Origin of the sequence: Hydrogenophaga sp. YM1 (assembly GCF_016903055.1) — a bacterium.
GTDB lineage: Bacteria > Pseudomonadota > Gammaproteobacteria > Burkholderiales > Burkholderiaceae_C > Hydrogenophaga > Hydrogenophaga borbori.
The window spans coordinates 4,217,071-4,236,717 of sequence record NZ_CP070223.1 but is presented as its reverse complement, the minus strand read 5'-3'; the positions used below and the strand labels follow the sequence as shown (position 1 = coordinate 4,236,717).

At 72.9% G+C, this 19,647-nt stretch carries 12 protein-coding genes; 5 read left to right on the top strand and 7 right to left on the bottom strand.

Annotated features, from left to right (window positions below; translation table 11 throughout):
• Positions 1–49: 49 nt before the first annotated feature.
• Entirely contained in the window at positions 50–2,050 is a 2,001-nt protein-coding gene (locus tag JNX00_RS19890) for a PAS domain-containing protein (RefSeq protein WP_204743414.1), read from the bottom strand.
• Between the two features lie 305 nt (positions 2,051–2,355).
• On the opposite strand from JNX00_RS19890, the gene JNX00_RS19885 reads away from it, so the two are divergent.
• From JNX00_RS19885 to JNX00_RS19865, 5 genes are all read left to right on the top strand, one after another.
• The gene (locus JNX00_RS19885) at positions 2,356–4,947 is read left to right on the top strand and encodes a PAS domain S-box protein (RefSeq protein ID WP_204743412.1); all 2,592 of its coding nucleotides are present in this window, start codon (positions 2,356–2,358) and stop codon (positions 4,945–4,947) included.
• A 42-nt stretch (positions 4,948–4,989) separates the two neighbouring features.
• Positions 4,990–5,631 carry a response regulator transcription factor gene (locus tag JNX00_RS19880; protein WP_204743410.1) on the top strand — a complete coding sequence of 214 codons (642 nt, stop codon included), beginning with the start codon at positions 4,990–4,992 and terminating at the stop codon, positions 5,629–5,631.
• A gap of 93 nt (positions 5,632–5,724) precedes the next feature.
• On the top strand, positions 5,725–6,153 hold the full coding sequence (locus JNX00_RS19875; protein ID WP_204743408.1) for a hypothetical protein: 429 nt from the start codon (positions 5,725–5,727) through the stop codon (positions 6,151–6,153).
• A gap of 103 nt (positions 6,154–6,256) precedes the next feature.
• Positions 6,257–7,801: a methyl-accepting chemotaxis protein gene (locus JNX00_RS19870; RefSeq protein WP_204743406.1), complete on the top strand. Its 1,545-nt coding sequence runs from the start codon at positions 6,257–6,259 to the stop codon at positions 7,799–7,801.
• 8 nt (positions 7,802–7,809) lie between these two features.
• Positions 7,810–11,517: a CHASE domain-containing protein gene (locus tag JNX00_RS19865; protein WP_204743404.1), complete on the top strand. Its 3,708-nt coding sequence runs from the start codon at positions 7,810–7,812 to the stop codon at positions 11,515–11,517.
• Positions 11,518–11,535: 18 nt separating this feature from the next.
• On the opposite strand, the gene JNX00_RS19860 is transcribed toward JNX00_RS19865, so the two are convergent.
• From JNX00_RS19860 to JNX00_RS19835, 6 genes are all read right to left on the bottom strand, one after another.
• Positions 11,536–13,557: a PAS domain S-box protein gene (locus JNX00_RS19860; RefSeq protein ID WP_204743402.1), complete on the bottom strand. Its 2,022-nt coding sequence runs from the start codon at positions 13,555–13,557 to the stop codon at positions 11,536–11,538.
• Positions 13,558–13,660: 103 nt separating this feature from the next.
• Complete coding sequence (locus tag JNX00_RS19855; RefSeq protein WP_204743400.1) at positions 13,661–15,340, bottom strand: SulP family inorganic anion transporter; 1,680 nt, start codon at positions 15,338–15,340, stop codon at positions 13,661–13,663.
• Positions 15,341–15,427: 87 nt separating this feature from the next.
• Complete coding sequence (locus JNX00_RS19850) at positions 15,428–16,873, bottom strand: NAD-dependent succinate-semialdehyde dehydrogenase (RefSeq protein ID WP_204743398.1); 1,446 nt, start codon at positions 16,871–16,873, stop codon at positions 15,428–15,430.
• Positions 16,870–17,628: an SDR family oxidoreductase gene (locus tag JNX00_RS19845; RefSeq protein ID WP_070399375.1), complete on the bottom strand. Its 759-nt coding sequence runs from the start codon at positions 17,626–17,628 to the stop codon at positions 16,870–16,872. The genes JNX00_RS19850 and JNX00_RS19845 overlap by 4 nt, the downstream gene beginning before the upstream one ends.
• A gap of 9 nt (positions 17,629–17,637) precedes the next feature.
• On the bottom strand, positions 17,638–18,594 hold the full coding sequence (locus JNX00_RS19840) for a PDR/VanB family oxidoreductase (RefSeq protein WP_204743396.1): 957 nt from the start codon (positions 18,592–18,594) through the stop codon (positions 17,638–17,640).
• Positions 18,591–19,631, bottom strand: a complete 1,041-nt coding sequence (locus tag JNX00_RS19835; RefSeq protein ID WP_070399377.1) for an aromatic ring-hydroxylating dioxygenase subunit alpha — start codon at positions 19,629–19,631, stop codon at positions 18,591–18,593. Before JNX00_RS19835 ends, JNX00_RS19840 begins: the two co-directional genes overlap by 4 nt.
• Positions 19,632–19,647 lie beyond the last annotated feature (16 nt).

Sequence of the window (19,647 nt, the reverse complement as noted above, 5' to 3'; positions counted from 1 at the left end):
CGCTCCCTCGGTTGAGGCCGGTGTGGGTCGGACCCGCCGCGCCCGGCGCTCAGGGCAGTTCCAGGTCCGTCGACGGCGCGCGCAGCTCCACGAAGAAGGTGCAGCCCTGGCCAGGCGCGGTGTCGCACCACAGCCGGCCTTCGTGCCGCAGCACGATGCGCTGCGCCAGCGCCAGGCCCATGCCGATGCCCTCGTAGTCCATGGAGTGGTGCTGGCGCTGGAACATCACGAACAGCGACTTGGCCTTGGCCAGGTCGAATCCCACGCCGTTGTCGCGCACGAACAGGGTGTGCAGCCCGCCCACCGGTGGCAGCTGGCCGACCTCGACGCGCGCCTGGGCCACGCGGCGCGTGAACTTGGCGGCGTTGTCCAGCAGTTGGCCGAACACCTCGGCCAGCAGGATGGCGTCGCCGCCCACCACGGGCAGCTGGGGGTCGACCACCCAGTCGATCTCGCGCGGCGCGTTCTCGGCGCGCAGCCGGCCCACGATGCCCAGGATCAGCGGCGTGAGCGAGACCGGCGAGGGGTCGACGCTCAGGCGGCCCAGCCGCGCGTACTCCAGCAGGCCGTCGATCATCTGGCCCATGCGCTTGGCGGCGGTGCCGATGGCGGTCTGGAACTGCAGCAGCTCGTGGTGCTGCGCCGGGTCCAGGCCCTCCTGCGTGAGCGCGACGTACTGGCCGATGTGGCGCAGCGGCGCGCGCAGGTCGTGCGCCACGGTGTAGGAGAAGGCGTCGAGGTCGCGGTTGGCGGCGTCCAGCTGCTGGGTGCGCTCGGTCACGCGGTGCTGCAGCTCCTCGTTCAGTCGCGCCATCACGTCGGCCAGGCGCTTGGATTCGCTGAGGTCGTGCGTGATGACCGACAGGCCTTGCAGCCGGCCTTGCGGGTCGCGCAGCGCGGTCAGGGTGGCGTGCGACCAGAAGCGCGTGCCGTCCTGGCGCTGGCTCCAGCCCTCGTGCTCGGCGTGGCCTTCCTCCAGGCAGACGTCCAGCATCACCTGCACGTCCAGGCCCGCGAGGTCCTTGTCCTGCGGCTCGAACAGCGCGTCCAGCGAGCGGCCCAGGATCTGGCCGCGCTCGAAACCATGCAGGCGCTGGGCGCTGTCGGTCCAGTCGGCCACGCCGCCGTCGGGGTCGAGGAAGAAGATGGCGTGGTCGCGGATGGCGTGCGACATCAGGCGAAAGCGCTGCTCGCTGGCGTAGAGCTCGGCGCTGCGCTGGGCCACGCGCTCCTCGAGGTCGAGGTTGGCGTTGAAGACGAAGTCCTCGGTGCGGCGGCGCTCGGTGATGTCGATGAGCTCGATGAAGAAGCCGTGCACCTCGCCGTCGTGGCTGTCGGGCAGGTAGTGCACCTCGTGGTAGCGCGGCGTGCCGTCGGCGTCGGGGCGTTCGGCCTCGTGGCTCAGCGACTCGCCGTTGAGCGCCTTGGCCACGCGCGGCAGCACCTCGGGCAGCACCTCGGGCGACAGCACGCGGCTGAGGTCGATGCCGATGACCTCGTCGGCGGTGAGCCCGTAGCCGGCCGCGTAGGCGGCGTTGCAGAAGCGGCAGACCAGGTCCTTGTCGTAGTAGGCCAGGCGCGAGGGCGTGCGGTCGGTGATGGCCTGCAGCAGGCGCAGCCGCGCGACGATCTGGCGCTCGATGCGGTCGCGGCCGGTGACCTCGACCACGGCGGTGTGCGAGCGCAAGAAGCGCCCGCTGGCGTCGCGCACCGCGAGCGAGACCAGCTCCACGGAGAAAAAGGCGCCGTCCTTGCCGAACAGGCGCAGGGTGAGCGGGAGCGCGCGGCCCTGGGCGCGCAGCTCGTGCAGGTGGTCGCGCAGCTGCTGCAGGTCGGCCTCGTCGCGCAGGCGGGCGAGCGTGGGAAAGTCCAGGTCGCCGCCGCTGGCCAGCCGGTCCACGTCGGCGCGGTCGTGGCCCAGCCAGTCGAGCAGGGTGTCGTTGATGGCCAGCACGCGCAGGCCGGTGTCCAGCGCGAGCAGGCCGCAGGGGGCGTTGTCCCACAAGGCATGGCCTTCGGCGATCGCCCGTTCGCTGCTCGTGTGTTCCATATTGGTGTGGCCTCCCACCCGTCGTGTGCGGGTCTTGCGGGGGGTATCCCCCGGAGCGGGCACTCTAGCCGCCGATGGCGTGCTATGCAAATGGGGGCTGGGGCCACCGGTTCGGCGGCCGGCGTGGCCGGTCGGGCGCTCAGCCAGGGGGCGGTGTTGCTCAAACCCGGCGGACACCGGTGTCTTCGAGGGGAATGGCTGTATTCCCCCTGTGCACAGAGGCGTCTGTAACGTAGAGTTGCCGCACGCCCGATAGAACGACCGTCAGGGAGGCTGGCGGAGCGGGCCAGGAGGAAGCCCCCGGCATGGCGGGAGACCGCAAGCGCTCGGTACAACTCTGGTTGCCACTGCTGCCCGCAGCGGTGGCACTGGTGCTGCTCGCGCTCATGGTGTGGTCGGTGGAGCGGGTGGTGGGCGACGAGCTCGAGCGGCGCGCCCAGCAGCGGGTGGAGCAGACCGCCGCCATCTATGCCGACCGGCTCTCGCGCGTGCTCGCGCGCCACGCCGCCGAACTCGACCTGCTCACGCTGACGCCCAGCCAGCAGGTGTCGCCCCAGGGCTGGCGCCTGCAAATGGACCGCCTGCGCCAGCGCCACCGGGGGTACGTGTGGATCGGCGCCACCGACAGCGAAGGCCTGGTGCTGGCCGCCAGCGATGGCCTGCTCGAGGGCGTGTCGATCGCGCAGCGGCCGGTGTACCTCAAGGGCCGTGAAGGCACCTGGTTCGGCAGCCTGCATCCGCCCGTGTCGCTGCGTGAGCCGCTGGCGGCGCTCCAGCGGCCGGTGCCCACCGAACTCGCCGACCTCGCCATGCCCTATCACGGCGCCGACGGCCAGCCCGCCGGCGTGCTGGCCGCCCACCTCGACGCCGCCTACTACGACGCGCTGCGCCGGGATGTGCTGGGCCCGACGGACGCCCGCCGCGGCCTGCAGCTGGAGCTGGCCGACCAGGACGGCCGGCGCCTGCTCGGCGAGCGCGCGGGGTTGTCGGCCACGCAGTGGCTGGACCTGCTGGGCACGCCCGTGGGCACGCCGCGGGTCTTTGAGGACGAGCAGGGCGAGGCCATCCTGCTGGTGCGCCACGGCATCGACCGCGCCACCCTGCCGGTGAAGACCGACTGGCAGGTGGTGGCCTGGCAGCCCCTGGGCATGACACTGGCGCCGGTGCGCGAGCTGGAGCGCTACGTGCTGGTCTGGGGCGGCGGCACGGTGCTGCTGGTCAGTCTGGGCGGCTTCTGGCTGTCGCGCCGGCTCGCCCGGCCGTTCAACCAGATGCTGGACGTGGTGGCCGAGCGCCTGGGTCCGCAGGCGGACGCCGCGCCCGGCACGGTGCTGCGCGTCATCGCCGAGCAGATGCGACGCCTGCCCGCGCAGGGCGGCGGCGGCTCGCGCAGCGAACAGACCCTGACGCAGGTGCTGCACGACGCCAGCCGCCTGCAGGCCGTGCTGCAGCACCTGCCCGCGCCCATGTACCTGGTGGACATGGACTTTCGCGTGCTGTTCTGGAACGACGCGGCCGAGCGCATGTTCGGCTGGAGCGCAGCCGAAACCGAGGGCCGCCACGTCGACGAAATCTTCCGCGACAAGGACCCGGCCAACAGCGCGCGCCACGCCATCCGCCCGCAGATGATCGCCGGCCAGGGGCCCTGGACCTTCGAGACCCACCTGCTGCGCCGCGATGGCAGCGACATCTGGGGCGAGTGGCGGCTCACCAAGGTGTTCGGTGCCGACGGCGAACCCATCGGGCTGCTGGCCCAGGTGCGCGACCTGACGGCCGAGCGCCTGAGCGAGATGCGCCTGCGCGAGCAAGGCGAGGTGCTGGGCGCCATCATCAACGCCGCCAGCGATGCCGTCATCAGCGTCGACATGGTCGGGCGCATCACCATGTTCAATCCGGCGGCCGAACGCATTTTTGGCCGCGAGGCGCTGGCCATGATCGGCCAGCCGCTGGACAGCCTGCTGCCGCCCGAGCACCGGGGCGAGCACCTGGCCCTGATGCAGCGCTTCGGCAACTCGCGGGTCACCACGCGGCCCATGGGCTTCGGCCGTGTCAAGGGCCTGCGCGCGGACGGCGCCGAGCTCGAACTCGAGGCCTCGATCTCGCACGCCGTGGTGCGTGGCCACAAGCTGCTCACCGCCATCCTGCGCGATGTGACCGAGCGCGTGCGCGCCGAGCAGGCGCTGGCGCGGTACCAGCTCGAACTCTCCGAGCTCACGCACCGCCTGCTGAACCAGGAGCAGGTCACCACGCGCGAGCTGGCCCAGACCCTGCACGACCAGCTCGGCCAGACCCTGGGCGCGATCCGCCTGTCCTTCGACTCGCTGGCGCAGATGACCCGCGAGCTGCTGCCGCCGCGCGCGCAGGAGCGCTCGGACACGGTGGGCCGCCAGATCGACCACGCCATCGCCGAGGTGCGCCAGGCCCTGGTGCGGCTGCGCCCGCCCATGCTGGAAGACATGGGCCTGACGGCCGCGCTGGACAACGACATCCGCCAGCGCGCGGCCGAGGCAGAGGGGGTGGCGCTGCACCTGCAGACCGTGGGCGACGTGGTCGCGCAGCGCTGGCCCGACGACGTGGAGTACGCCGCCTTCATGGTGGCGCGCGAGGCCGTGGCCAACGCGCTGCTGCACGCGAAGGCCAGCCGCATCGTGGTGCGCCTGGAGGGCGACGCCACCCACCTGCGGCTGGACGTCGTCGACGACGGCGTGGGCCTGCCCGAGGAACTGGCCTTCGGGCGACCCGGGCACCTGGGCATGGTGGGCATGCGCGAGCGCGCGCTGGCCATCGGCGCGCGGCTCAGCGCCCGCGCGCGCAGCGGGCGCGGCACGCGGATCACCCTGATCTGGACCGCCCGTCCCGGCAGCGTGTTCGGCGAACTGCCGGACACCGACAACTGAATCGAGCCACGGCCGACACGACCACAACGGAGAACCCCCCTCATGAGCGACATCTACCTGGTTGACGACCACGCCATGCTGCGTGACGGACTGAAGGCCGTGCTGGAGGACGCCGGCCACCGCGTGGTGGGCGAGTCCGCCGACCCCACGGCGGCCCTGGCCGAGATCGTGCGCCTGGCGCCGTCGGTGGTGCTGCTGGACCTGCACCTCGGCCTGCGCTCGGGCTTCGAGCTGCTGGAGCAGCTGGTGCAGCGCAAGGCCCCGTCGCGCGTGGTCATGCTCACCATGTCGGCCCAGCCGCGCCACGTGGCCGAGGCCATGCGCCTTGGCGCTTTCGGCTACGTGCTCAAGGGCTCGCCCGCGCGCGAGGTGCTGGAGGCGGTGGAGGCCGTGGCCGGCGGCCGCAAGCACCTGGGCGGGCCGGTGGCGCAGCTGGCCGTGGAGGGGCTCACGCAGGCGGACGACAACAACCCCCTGGCCGCGCTGTCGGTGCGCGAGCGCCAGGTGATCCAGCTGGTGGTGCAGGGCCACACCAGCGCGGCCATCGGCGAGCAGCTGCACCTGTCGCCCAAGACGGTGGAGAGCTACCGCAGCCGGCTCATGGCCAAGCTCGGCGTGAGCGACCTGCCCGCGCTGGTGCGGCTGGCGATCCGCGAGGGCCTGATCAGCGCCGACGACCTCTGACACGGGGTTCCCCGCTGCCCGCGCGTCCAGATTTCCCCGCAGCGCCGGCGCGGCCGCGCGCGCACCATCCTTGCCATGGACCTGGAGATCGACATGGCACCCACCCTACCCCCCGGCCTCGGGCACGGCAGCCTGCAGGTGCTGGTGCTCTGCCCGCGCGGCCAGGCGCTGCAGGACGTGCGCGAGCAGGTCGCCCGCTGGCCGGTGCCCGCGCAGGTGCGCTGGACCAGCGACCCGGTGGAGGCCCTGCGCCTCGCGCTGGCGCAGCCGCCGGCGCTGGCGATCGTTGACGCGCGCCTGGACCGCGCGGGCGGCCGCGCCTTGGTGGGTCAGCTGGCGCGCTGGCGCTCGGACCTGGAGGTGTTCATCTTCGACGACCCGCCGGCCGAAGGCCTGCGTGGCCAGGGCAGCTTGTGGCACTGGTGCGAGCTGCCGCGCGTGCTGCGCTGGTGGGCGAGCCGCCACCTGCCGTCCCAGGCCGTGCCCGACAGCCTGCCTGTCCCGCTGGCGCGTGCCGCCTGAACGTTCTGGCCGTCTGTCCGGCCGGACGCAGAAGCAGGTTTTCCCGGCACAAGTTGGCCGATTTCCCGCCGAGAACCCGGGTACTCGCCCAAGGAGCACAAGCATGCGCAACAACGGACCGGTCACGCAGCGTGAATACCTGATGCAGGAAGGCCAGACCCTGGTCTCCACCACCGACCTCAAGAGCCGCATCGTCTACTGCAACCCCTCGTTCGTCGAGGTGAGCGGCTATGAGCGCGAGGAACTCCTCGGCCAGCCGCACAACATGATCCGCCACCCCGACATGCCGCAGGAGGCCTTCCGCGACATGTGGGCCACCATGCAGGGCGGCCACCCCTGGTCGGGCCTGGTGAAGAACCGCCGCAAGAACGGCGACCACTACTGGGTGCTGGCCAATGTGACACCGGTGATCGACGGCGGGCGCATCACGGGCTACATGTCGGTGCGCACCAAGCCCACGCGCGAACAGGTGCAGGCGGCCGAGGCGCTGTACGCCCGCATGCGCGAGGAAGCGGCGGTCGGCCGCGCGGTGCACGTGCTGTCGGCCGGCGAAGTGCGGCGCCGCGCGCCGCTGGCGCGCCTGGGCCGCGCGGCGGGCTGGGTGTTCGCGCAGCGCACCCTGCTGTCGCTGCTGGCCATGGGCGCGGCCGGCGCGCTGCTGGGCGCTTACCTGCCCAGCCACGCCGCCGCCATCGGGCTCACCAGCGTGGCCGCGCTGCTGGCGGGTGCCTGGCTGCAGCGCCAGGGCGACCGGCCGCTGGGCCGCATCCTGCAGTCGGCCAACCGGCTCGCCGCCGGCGACCTGGCCACGCGCAGCGCCGACGCCGCCGGCGGCCTGATCGGGCGCATCCACCGCGGCCTGTCGCAGCTCAACGTGAACCTGCAGGCCGTGGTGAGCGACGTGCGCACCCAGGTCGAGGGCATGCACCACGCCACGCGCGAGATCAGCGCGGGCAGCGCCGACCTGAGCGCGCGCACCGAGGCCCAGGCCGGCAACCTGCAGCAGACCGCGGCCTCGCTGGAGCAGATAACGGCCACCATCCGGGCCAACGCCGAGTCCTCGGGCCGCGCGGCCGAGCTCGCGCGCCAGGCGCGCGGCCAGGCCGAGCGCAGCGGCGAAGCCATCGAATCGGTGGCGCGGCGCATGGCCGACATCCAGGCCGCCAGCGAGCGCATCACCGAGATCGTCGGCGTGATCGACGGCATTTCCTTCCAGACCAACCTGCTCGCGCTCAACGCGGCGGTGGAGGCCGCGCGCGCCGGCGAGCACGGCCGCGGCTTCGCCGTGGTGGCCGGCGAGGTGCGCTCGCTGGCGGCGCGCGCGCGCGATTCGGCCAAGGAGATCAAGGCGCTGATCCAGGCCTCGCAGGAGCAGGTGGAGGCCGGCGCGCGCCTGGTGGGCGAGACGCGCGCCACCGTGCAGGAGAGTGCCGGCAGCATCGGCCGCGTGAGCGAACTGGTGGCCGAGATCAGCGCCGGCTCCAACGAACAATCCCAAGGCGTGGCGCAGGTCAATGCGGCCGTGGCCCAGCTCGACAGCCTGACGCAGCAGAATGCGGCCATGGTCGAACAACTTTCCGCATCGGCCGCCTCGCTGGCGGCGCAGGCCGGCACCGTCACGCAGACGGTGCGCGTCTTCAAGCTCTGATGGCGGCGATGGGGCTTGCCGGCGGCGGCCGTTCCTGGCCCTGGGTGGCCATCACGCTGCTGTGCGGGGCCCTGCTCACGGCCGTGGCGGTGCTCCACCGCGAACGCGCCAACGACGCCTACGTGCGCGCGCGCTTCGAGGCACAGTCGCGCGAGGTGGCCGACGACATCACCCACCGGCTCTCGCTCATCCAGTACGGCCTGCAGGCGACGCGCGGCGTGGCCCAGCAGGCGGGCGAGCATGGCCTGACGGTGGACGACTTTCGCGCCTACATGCGCTCGCGCGACCTCGAGCACGAATTCCCCGGCGTGCGCGGCTTTGGCTTCATGCGCCGCCTGCCGCCCGGCGGCGAGGACGACTACCGCCGCCTGCGCCAGCGCCTGGGCGTGGCGGACGCGCCGATCCACGGCCAGGGCCCGAACGGGGGCGAGCGCATCGTGGTCGAGCTGGTGGAGCCCCTGGCGCTCAACCACCAGGCGGTCGGCCTGGACATCGCCGCGGAGCCGTTTCGCCGCGAGATGGCCGCGCAGGCCGTGCGGCGCAACCGCCCGTTCATGTCGCGCCCGACGACGCTGGTGCAGGCGCCGGGAGCGCGTGCCTTTGTCGTCATGTTGCCGGTGTTTCGCCGGGGCATGCCGATCGACAGCCCGCAGGAGCGCGACGCCGCGGCCTATGGCTGGGTCTATGCGCCGATCGTGTTCGATGACCTGATCGCCGGACTGCCGCTGCGCGAGCAACTGATCTCGCTCACGCTGACCGACATCACCGAGCCCGAACTGGCCGAGCCTTTCTTCAGCACGGCGGCGCTGGGCGAGGCGCCATCGGCCGGCGCGCTCTCGCAGGCCCTGCTGCGCGTGCCCTTCGGTCGCTCCTGGGCGATCCACACCGAGGCCCGGCCCTCGTTCGCTTCGCAGTTCGACCTGCCGTCGCCGCGCGGCGTGGCCTGGACGGGCGCGCTTGGCACGGTGCTGCTGGCGGCGCTGCACGCGCTCTGGCTGAACCTGCGCCGCCGCCACCGCCAGACGGCCGAGCTCAACGCCCGCCTCGAAGACCGCGTCGCCGAGCGCACGCGCTCGCTGGAAGACACCGAGCGCTTCCTGCGCACGGTGCTCGATGCCGTGCCGTCCATGATCAGCTACTGGGACCGCGACCAGATCAACCGCGCGGCCAACCGCGCCAACCTGCACTGGCGCCAGCCCGAGGGCGGCACGATGGTGGGCCTGCGCGTGAAGGACACCCTCGACGAGGCCACCTACGCCCGCCTGCAGCCGCGCATCGAAGCCGTACTCGACGGCCGCCAGCAGACCTTCGAGGTCACCGTGCGCACGCCCGCCACCGGCGAGCCGCGCGAGCTGCGGCTGACCTACCTGCCCGACGCGCGCGACGGCCGGGTGCATGGCTGGTACGCCGTCGTCGACGACGTGACCGAGCGCAACCGCAACCGCCGCGAACTGGAGGCCGCGCTCACGCTGCAGGCCACCGAGCGCCTGCGGTTGCAGAGCATCCTGCGGGGCACCAACGCCGGCACCTGGGAATGGAACATGCTGACCGGCGATGCGCGCTTCAACGAGCGCTGGGCCGAGATGCTGGGCCACGACTACGACGTGCTGAGGCCCAGCCACGTGCGGGCCTGGCGGGACCATGTGCACCCCGAGGACCTGACGCTGGCGCGCGAGCGCCTGCGCCGGCACATCGACGGCGAGCTGCCGTTCTACGAATGCGAGGTGCGCATGCGCCACGCCGACGGGCGCTGGGTCTGGGTGCTCGACCGCGGCCAGGTGCAGACGCGCAACGAGGACGGCGCCCCCGAGTGGATGTACGGCACCTCGCAGGACATCAGCGAGAGCAAGGCCAACGAGCAGAGCCTGCGCGAGGCCATGCGCGCGGCCGAGGCGGCCAGCCAGAGCAAGAGCGCCTTCCTCGCCAACATGAGCCACGAGATCCGCACCCCGCTCAATGCCGTGCTGGGCGTGGCCCACCTGCTGGGCGACACGCCGCTCGACGCCTCGCAGCGCGCCCTGCTCGACAGCGCGCAGACCGCGGGCCGCGCGCTGCTGGGCATCGTCAACGACGTGCTCGACGTGGCCAAGATCGAGGCCGGCGAAATGCGCCTGGCCGACGAGGCCTTCGCCCTGGGGGGCCTGCTGCGCGAGGTGGAATCGGTCTATGCGCTGCCGGCGCGCGACAAGGGCCTGTCGCTGTCGCTGTGCCTGCCCGAGGACGTGCCGGCCTACGTGATGGGCGACGCCGCGCGGCTGCGCCAGGTGCTGGTCAACCTGGTGGGCAACGCGCTCAAGTTCACCCAGCAGGGCGGTGTCGTCATCAGCGCCGAGGTGCTGCGCGGCGGCGAAGGCCCGCAGCTGCGCCTGAGCGTGCGCGACAGCGGCATCGGCATCCCGCCCGAGGTGCAGGCACGGCTGTTCCAGCCCTTCACCCAGGCCGACGAAACCACCACGCGGCGCTTCGGCGGAACCGGCCTGGGCCTGTCCATCGTGCGCCGGCTGGTCGCGCTCATGGGTGGGGACGTGGGCATGAACAGCGAGCCCGGCCGGGGCAGCGAGTTCTGGCTGCGCGTGGCGCTGCGCCCGGCCAAGGCCTCGGACCTGCCGCGGCCCGCGCCGCCCCCCGCGGCCAGCGACTCGAACGGCCTGGCGGGCCTGGCCGTGCTGCTGGTGGATGACAGCGAGATCAACCTGGACATCGCGCGGCGCATGCTGGAGCGCCAGGGCGCGCGCGTGCAGACCTGCGGCGACGGCGAACAGGCCCTGGGCTGGCTGCGCGCCTCGCCCGCCGCCTTCGACGTGGTGCTGATGGACGTGCAGATGCCCGTGATGGATGGCCTGGAGGCCACCAACCGCATCCGCAACGAGCTGCGCCTGGTGGATCTGCCGGTGATCGCGCTGACGGCCGGCGCGCTGGCCGACGAGCGCCGCCGCGCACTGCAGGCGGGCTTCAGCAACTTCCTGGCCAAGCCGATCGACCCCGAGGAACTGATCGAGGCGGTGCGCCGCGCCGCCTCGGCGCGCGGGGCCTTGGCGGCGCATGCGCCGGCGGCGGTGCCGCGACCGGCGCCCGTGGCGCCCGGCCCCGTGACGCCCCGAGCACCCGCCGGGGACTGGCCGGCGATCGAGGGCATTGATGCCGCGGCCGCACGGCGCCAGCTCGGCGGCGATCTGTCGCTGTTCCAGCGCCTGCTCGCGCGCCTGCTGGCCGAACACGGCGACTGGGCGGCGCTGCCGCCCGGGGCCGCCGACCGCTGGGACGCCGAGGCGCGCGTGGCCTGGCGGGCCCGGGCCCACCGCCTGCGCGGCAGCGCGGGCGTGCTGGGTGCATCGGCCCTGTCTCGCGCAGCGACCGCCTTGGAGACCGCACTGGAGCCGGGCGGCGAGCCCGCGCCCGCCGGCGCGGCACTGGCGGCCGTGCACGCCGCGTTCGACGCGCTGCGGGTGGCCGTGCCGGCCGAGGCCACGCGCCCGCGACCGGTGCCTTTGGCGACGCCCGGCCCCGATCCGGACGCACCGGCGCTGGCCGCGCAGCTTGAGCGGCTGGCCGAGCAACTGGCGACGCAGGACCTGGACGGTGTCGAGACCTTCGAGGCCTGCCGCGCCGCGCTGGAGGTTCACTTCGGCGCCGAGCGCGTGGCCGCGCTGGCCGCGGCCATCGACGGCCTGGATTTCGCCACCGCGCGGCGCCTGCTCGACGGCACCTCGGCCTGACGGGCCCGTCCGGCGCGCTCAGCCCGGCGTGCAGGGCTGGCGCAGGCGCTGCACCAGCCGGTCGATGGCCTCCAGCAGGTCCTCGCCGGTGTTGGGCTTGTCGATCAGCTCGGTGATGCCGGCGGCCGCGGCGTCGCGGCGCAGCTCGGTGCTGAGGTAGCCCGAGGTGATGGCCATCGCCGCGCCGGGCTGGTGCTCGCGCAGCGCGCGCACCAGCTCCACGCCGTTCATGCCGGGCATGGAGTGGTCCAGGATCGCCAGCTCGTAATCCACCTCGCCATTGCCCACCGCGCGCAGGGCCTCGATCGGGCTGGTGAAGACGCGTGGCTCGTGCCCCGCGCGGCGCAGCAGGCGTTGCATGAGGTCGGCGATGAGTTCGTCGTCGTCGACGTAGAGGATGCGCGCGCCGCGCACGGCCGGCGTGGCGCGGTGGGCCTCGGGCGCCGCCGCCGGTTCGCCGCCGTCCACGGGCGCAGCCGCCGCGCGGAAGTACAGGTCGAACCGCGTGCCCTCACCCGGGCGGCTGCGCACCTGCACCACGGCCTGATGGTCGCGCAGGATGCCGTGCACCACCGCCAGGCCCAGGCCCGTTCCCTCGCCCGGTGGCTTGGTGGTGAAGAAGGGCTCGAACAGGTGGGCCAGGGTGGCCTCGTCCATGCCCATGCCGTTGTCGCGCACGCTCAGGCGCACGCCGAGCGCGGGCCAGTCCTGCGTCGGGCCCTGGGCCAGCACGCCGGCCACCGGCAGGGGCGGCGGGCCGGCGTGCGGCTGCAGTTCGATCTCCAGCCGCCCGCGCGAGCGCTCGGGCATGGCCTGCCAGGCGTTGGTGCAGAGGTTGAGCAGCACCTGTTGCAGTTGCGTCGGGTCGGCCAGCACCGGGGGGGTGTCGGGGTCGCAGCGCACGCTCAGCTCCACGCCCTTGGGGATGGTGGCGCGCAGCAGGCGCACCGATTCGTCCACCACCGGTTGCAGCGGCATCACGCGCCGCTGCAGCGCCTGGCGGCGGCTGAAGGCCAGGATGCGGCGCACCAGGTCCTTGGCGCGCGCGCCGGCCTTGAGGATTTCGCCCACGCTTTCGGCCACGGCGGGCGCTTCGTGGGCGTCGTCGAGCGCCAGGCGCGCGTTGCCCAGGATGGCCGCAAGGATGTTGTTGAAGTCGTGCGCCACGCCGCCGGCCAGTGTGCCCAGCGCCTCCAGCTTCTGCGACTCGCGCAGCTGGGCCTCCAGCGCCAGGCGTTGGTCCTCGGCCCGGCGGCGCTCGGTGAGGTCGAAGTCGATGCAGAAGATCTCGACGCCGCGCTCGGGGTGCTCGGTGATGATCTCGCTGCACTGGACCTCCACCGCGGCGCCGTCCTTGCGCAGCAGCCAGTGCACGCCGGTGTTGAGCGTGGCGCGCCCGTCCAGCGTGCGCTGGTGGTTGCGGTCGAAGCTGCCGCGCAGCTCGGGCGGGATCACCAGCTCCAGCATGCTGCGGCCGATGGCCTCGTCGGCGCGGTAACCGTAGACGTGCTCGGAGCCCTTGTTCCAGTAGCGCACGATCATGTCGGGCCCATAGGCCTGCACGGCGATGTTGGGGATGCTGTCGAAGATGCGGCGGAAGCGGTCGTCGCTGGCCAGGTCGAGCGAGCGCGCCCGCACGCTGTCGGTCACGTCGCTCACCAGCACGGTCCAGTGCACGCGGCCGTCGGGCTGGGGGCGCGGTTTGCCCATGGCACGCAGCCACTTCTGGCGGCCCCGCGCGTCGACGATGCGCCACTCGTGCGCCCAGGGCGTGCCGCGCCGCGTGGCCTCTCGGAAGCCGCTGCGCAGCAGGCGGCGCTGCTCGCGCGGCGCCATGAGCCAGATCACCGCCTCGTGGGCCAGGATGGTGGCGGCGTCCACGCCCCAGAGCTCGGTGCAGCCTTCGCTGATGTACACCAGCGATCCCTGGCCCCGGGCGTCGAAGTCGTAGCGCATCAGGGCGCCCTGCACGAGCAGGGCGAACGCGTCGAGTTGCGCGAACTCGTCAGGCGTCTCCTGGGAACCGGAACTGAGGTTCAACCGTTTCTCCGCGCGGGCGTGAACACCGGGCTGTTGGGGAATGTACGACCAACAGCCTTTTCGGCGCGACCGCGCCAGTCTTGAGCCGACCGACAGGGTGGCGTCAGTCCCGGGGGTCGGCTTCGGGTTCGGCGGTGGCGCCCTGCGCGATGGCCTGCAGCGCCTCCGCCTCGGTGCGGTACAGGTGCAGGCGCTCGTTCTCGTACAGGTGCCCGGCGGTGCGCAGCACGCGCTCCACCGGCAGCTTCACGCCCACCAGGTGCAGGTGCACGCGCTGGTCGTCGAGGCGCTCGCGCAGGCGGCCGAAGGCCTCGGCACCGGTGGCGTCGATCCAGTTGATGGGGTGCGCGACCAGCATCACGTGCGTGGTGTCGGGCTGCTGCTGCAGGTGGTCGGCCACGGCGCGCTCCAGGGCGCTGGCGGTGGCGAAGTCCAGCGCCGCGTCCATGCGCAGCGCGCACAGGCGAGGGGCCAGCGGCGGCAGCTGCCACAGGTGGCGGTCGCGCAGGCTGCCGTCGGGGTGCAGGCCCACCTCGATGATGCGCGGGTGCAGGCGCAGGTAGAGGAACAGCGTCAGCGCCATCACCACGCCGGCCAGAACGCCCCAGTACAGGCGCGGCGCGGCCAGCAGCGTGATGGCGAAGGTGGCGCCGGCGATCAGCGCTTCCACGCGCGACAGGCGCCACAGGAGCACGAAGGCGCGCGGCTTGATCAGGCCCCACACCGGCAGCACCACGATGGCCGCCAGCACCGCCAGCGGCACATGGTGCAGCAGCGGCATGGCCAGCAGCAGCGCCAGCAGCACCACCGCCACCGAGAACACCGTGGCCCAGGCGGTTTGCGCGCCCGCGTACAGGTTAAGCGCCGAGCGCGAGAACGAGGAGCTGGTGGGCATGGCGCCGGTGAGGCCCGAGGCCAGCTTGGCCAGGCCCTGGCCGATGAGGTCCTGGTCCTGGTCCCAGCGCGCGCCGCGCTGTCCGCTGTCCACTTTGGCGCTGCTGGCCGTCTCCAGGAAGCTCACCAGCGTGATCATGAGCGTGGGCAGCACCAGCGCGCCCAGGGTCTCCCAGCCCGGCCAGCCGGGCAGGAAGAGCGCGGGCAGGCCCTGCGGCAGCGTGCCGATGACCGGGCCGCCCTGGGCCTCGAAGCCCAGCAGCCGGCTCAGGCCCGCGCTGACCAGCACCAGCACCAGCACCGAGGGAAAGCCCGGGCGCAGCCGGCGCGCGCCCACCAGCAGCGCCAGCGCGCCCAGGCCGAAGGCGAAGGCCTGCAGGTGCCAGCCGCGGCCCGCGAGCAGGGCGCCCATGTTGTCGAAGCCGGTGAGCGCGGGCAGCTGCGAGGCGATGATCAGCACCGCCGCCGCCTGGGTGAAGGCCATGAGCACCGGCGAGTTCACCAGGTTGAGCAGCCAGCCGTAGCGCACCAGCCCCAGCAGCACCTGCAGGGCGCCCGACAGCAGGGCCAGCCACACCGCGAGCTGCACCCATTCGGCGCTGCCCGGCGTGGCCAGCGGCGCGAGCGAGGAGCCCACCAGCAGGCAGGTGAGCGCCGTGGGGCCCACCGACAGCCGCGGCGAGGCCGAGAACAGCACCGCGATGAGCGCCGGCAGCAGCGCGGCGTAGATGCCCGTGACCAGCGGCATGCCGGCCAGCGCGGCGTAGGCCACGCCCTGCGGCACCACCATCAGGCCGACGGTGAGGCCGGCGAGCGCCTCGTTGCGAAGCAGCGAGCCGTCGGGGCGGGGCCACTGCAGGAAGGGCAGGAAACGGTGCAAGCGCGGCATGGGGCGGTCGGTCGACGGGAACGGGAAGCCGGAGCCGGCGATTATCGACGGCGGGACCGCGCGGCCCTCCGCCGCGCCCGGCGGACCTCAGGCCACGAAGTGCGTGAAGCGCGTGTCCAGGTAGGCCTCCATGCCTTCGATGCCCGATTCGCTGCCGTGGCCGCTGTCCTTCACGCCGCCGAACGGCGCCTCGGGCACGGACACGCCCAGACCGTTGATCGCCAGGCTGCCCACCTCCAGCCGCTCCGACACCTTCAGGATGGCCTTGGCGCTGTCGGTGAACAGGTAGCCGGCGAGGCCGTAGGCGTTGTCGTTGGCCCGGGCGATGGCTTCGTCGAGCTGGTCGAAGGGCGCCACGCAGGCCACCGGGCCGAAGGGCTCGTCCTGCATGGCCGGCGCGTCCTGCGGCGCATCGGCCAGCAGCGTGGGCGCGACGAAGCAGCCGACCGCCGGCGCCTCGCCCGCGAGGCGGCGCGCACCGCGCTGCACGCTGCGCTCGATCAGGTCGAGCACGGCCGCGCGGCGGCGCTGGTTGGCCAGCGGCCCCATCTGCGTGCCGGGCGCCAGGCCCGGGCCCAGCACCAGGGCGCGGCTGGCCTGCGCGAAGGCGTCGATGAAATCGACGTAGAGCCTGCGCGCCACGTAGAAGCGTGTGGGCGCCAGGCAGGCCTGGCCGGCGTTGCGGAACTTGTGCGCCACCATCAGCGGCACCGTGCGCGCGAGGTCCGCGTCCTCGCAGACGATGACCGGCGCGTGACCACCCAGCTCCAGGGTGATGCGCTTGAGGTGGCGGCCCGCGAGCTGCGCCAGGTGGCGGCCCACGGGCACCGAGCCGGTGAAGCTCAGCTTGCGGATAACCGGCGAGGCGATCAGCGCCTCGGAGACCTCGGCGGGCACGCCATAAACCAGCTGCAGCGCGCCGGGCGGTAGCTCCTCGGCCAGGCAGGCCACCATGGCCGCCACGCTCGCTGGCGTCTCCTCGGCGCCCTTGAGGACGATGGAGCAGCCGGCCGCGAGCGCGCCGCCGAGCTTGCGCGCCGACAGCACCAGGGGGAAGTTCCAGGGCGAGAAGGCCGCGACCGGGCCCACCGGCTGCTTGAGCACCGTCATGCGGCTGTCGGGCTGGCGCGCGGGGACCACGCGGCCGTACACGCGCCGCGCTTCCTCGGCGTACCACTGGATGAGGTCGGCGGCCATCAGGCATTCGGCGCGCGCCTCGGCCAGCGGCTTGCCCTGCTCCATCGTGAGCAGCGTGGCGATGTGTTCGCAGCGCTCGCGCATGCGCGCCACGCCGCGCGCCAGGCGTTCGCCGCGCTGGTGGGCCGGCACGCGGCGCCAGTGCTCGAAGCCCTCGGCGCTGGCCCGCAGGGCGTCCTGCAGGTCCTTCGCGCTGGCCAGCGCGAGTTCGTCGAGGGTCTGGCCATCGGCCGGGTTGACGATGGCCTGGCGGCGCTCGCCGCCGCCGCGGCGCCACGCGCCAGCGATCAGCAGCTCGGGGCAGCGGTAGACGTGCAGTTGTTGGGGAGCGCTCATATGTTGCGTCCCCCGTCCACGTCCAGGCAGACGCCGGTGAGGTAGGCGGCCTCGTCGGAGGCGAGGAAGGCCACGGCCGAGGCCACGTCGCCGGGGCGCGTGAAGCGGCCCAGGGGAATGCGCGCCAGGAAGCGCTCGCGGTTCTGCGGCGTGTCCTCGGCGCCCATGAAGTCGCCCAGCATCGCGGTCTCGCCGATCATGGGGTTGACCGCGTTGACGCGCACGCCCGAGCGCGCGAACTCAAGCGCCAGGCCCTTGGTGAGGTTGATCATGGCGGCCTTGCTGCCGCTGTACCAGGTGAGCCCGGGGCCGGGCCGCACGCCGGTGGTGGAGGCCACGTTGACGATGGTGCCACCGCCCTGCGACACGAAGCCCGGCAGCACCGCGTGGGCCGACCAGAACAGGCTCTTGAGGTTGACGCGGTAGACGCGGTCGAACTCTTCCTCGCTCACGTCCAAGGCGGGCTTGTTGCGGTGCGTGGTGCCGGCGTTGTTCACCATGATGTGCAGCCCGCCCAGGGTGTCGCGGGTGCGCGCCACCATGCCGCGAAAGGCCTGCTCGCTGGCGACGTCGCAGGCCGTGGCGCCGGCGCGGCCGCCTGCGGCGCGGATCTCCTCGGCCACCCGTTCGGCGCCGTCGAGGTTGAGGTCGGCGATCATCACGGCGGCGCCGCGCTGGCTGAGCAGGCGCGCGATGGACGCACCGAAGCCTGAAGCGCCACCCGTGACGATGGCGACTTTGTCGTTGAGTTGCATGGATTTCCTCTAGATGTCGAGCACCAGCCGGTCGCCGGCGCATCGCGAAACACAAACCAGCACCCGCCGCTGGGCCGCGCGTTCCTCGGTCGAGAGCACGCTGTCCAGGTGCAGGGCCTCGCCGTCGAGCAGGGGCGCCTCGCAGGTGCCGCACAGGCCCTCGCGACAGGCGAAGGGGTGCTCCACGCCCAGCCGCTCCAGCGCGTCGAGCACGCTTTCGTGCGGGGCCACCGTGGTCTGCAGCCCGCTGCGCGACAGCCGCAGGACGAAGCCGCGGCGCTCGCCGCCGTCCTCGGTTGCGCTGGCCTTGAAGCGCTCCATGCGCACCGAGCCCGCGGGCCAGTGCGCGCTGGCGCGCGCCAGCGCGTCGAGCATGGGCGCGGGGCCACAGGCGTAGAGGCCGTCCCAGCGCGCTTCGGCGAGCAGCGGCGCGGCGTCGATCGGTCCGCCCTGTTCGTCGTCGAAGTGGGTGCGCAGGCGCGCGCCCGCCAGGGCCTTGAGTTCGTCGTGGTAGGCCAGGCGCGAAGCGCTGCGCGCGCAGGCCAGCAGTTCCCAGTCCAGACCCTGCGCCGCGCAGTGCCGCGCCATGGCGACGATGGGCGTGACGCCGATGCCGCCGGCCACCAGCAGTACGCGGCGGTGCGCGGGGTCCATGGCGAACAGGTTGCGCGGGGCGCTCACGCGCAGCACCTGCCCGGTGCGCAGCTGGTCGTGGATCCACGAGGAGCCGCCACGGCTGTGGGCGTCGCGGCCCACGGCCACCAGATAGTGGGGCTGGCGCTCGGCGCCATCGGCGTTGACCAATGAGTACTGGCGCGTCAGTCCGTTGGGCAGCGCCAGGTCGATGTGCGCGCCCGGCGCCGCGCCGGGCAGGGCCGCGCCGCCGCGGTGGCTGAGCTCGATCGCGAGCACGTCGCGGGCGAGCGAGCGCACCGCGCTGACCACGACCTCGGTGTCGCCGTTCATGCCTGCGCGCCCGCTTCGGCCTTGGCCAGGCGATCGATCAGCCAGCGCGCCTGGTTCAAGCCGGCGTCGGCGGCGATTGGAACCAGCGGCCGGTCCGGCGCCTGGCGCATGACCTTCTGCTGCGCCTCGATCATGGCGCGGTCTTCCTCGAAGGCCACCACCACGTCGCGGTAGATCTGCTCGGTCATGGCGTCGTTGTCGAGCTCGAAGTTGCGCGCCTGGCAGAACCAGTAGTGGCTGGTGTGCTCGGTCTCGGGGGTCTGGATCGAGGTGTGGCGGAACTGCAGGGCCTCGGGCACGCGCGTGCCCTGCGGCGCGCCGCTGCCCGCGGGCGCGGAGCCGGCGTCCATGCGCAGCACGGCCGGCGGCGTCCACTGGTAGATCTGCCAGCGGTCGACCTTGCCCTCGAACCGGGCCACGCGCTTGTGCAGGTTGGGCATCTCGTCGTCGAGGTACCAGCGCGTGATGGTGAGGCTGCCGTTGCCCGTGGTGTCGCGTTCGATGCGCGGCTTGAGATCGGCCGCGCTGCTGGTGCCCAGCGTGGTGGGGTGCACCCAGGCCAGGTGGGTGAAGTCCAGCAGGTTGTCCACGATCAGCCGGTAGTCGGCCTGGTAGTGGATGTAGCCCGGCTTCATGCGCCACTCGGGCGAGTCGTGCCAGAAACAGTCGACGATATCCTCGGCTTTGGCCAGGGCCGGATCGCCCATCCAGATCCACACCAGGCGGTTGCGCTCCACCACCGGGTAGCTGCGCACGCAGGTCTTGGGCGGGATCTGAGCCTGGCCCGGGATCTCGACGCAGGCGCCCGAGGGGTCGAACTTCAGCCCGTGGTACAGGCAGCGCACGCAGTCGCCTTCCTTGCGGCCCAGGTGCAGCGGGGCGGCGCGGTGGCAGCAGCGGTTCTCCAGGGCCACGGCGCGGCCCTGGCTGTCGCGGTACAGCAGCACGGGCTCGTTGAGCAGGGTGCGTTCGAACAGGCCCTCCGGGGGCACTTCGATGTCCCAGGCGGCGACGTACCAGGCGTTGCGGATGAACATGTCTCGCTCCAAAAAC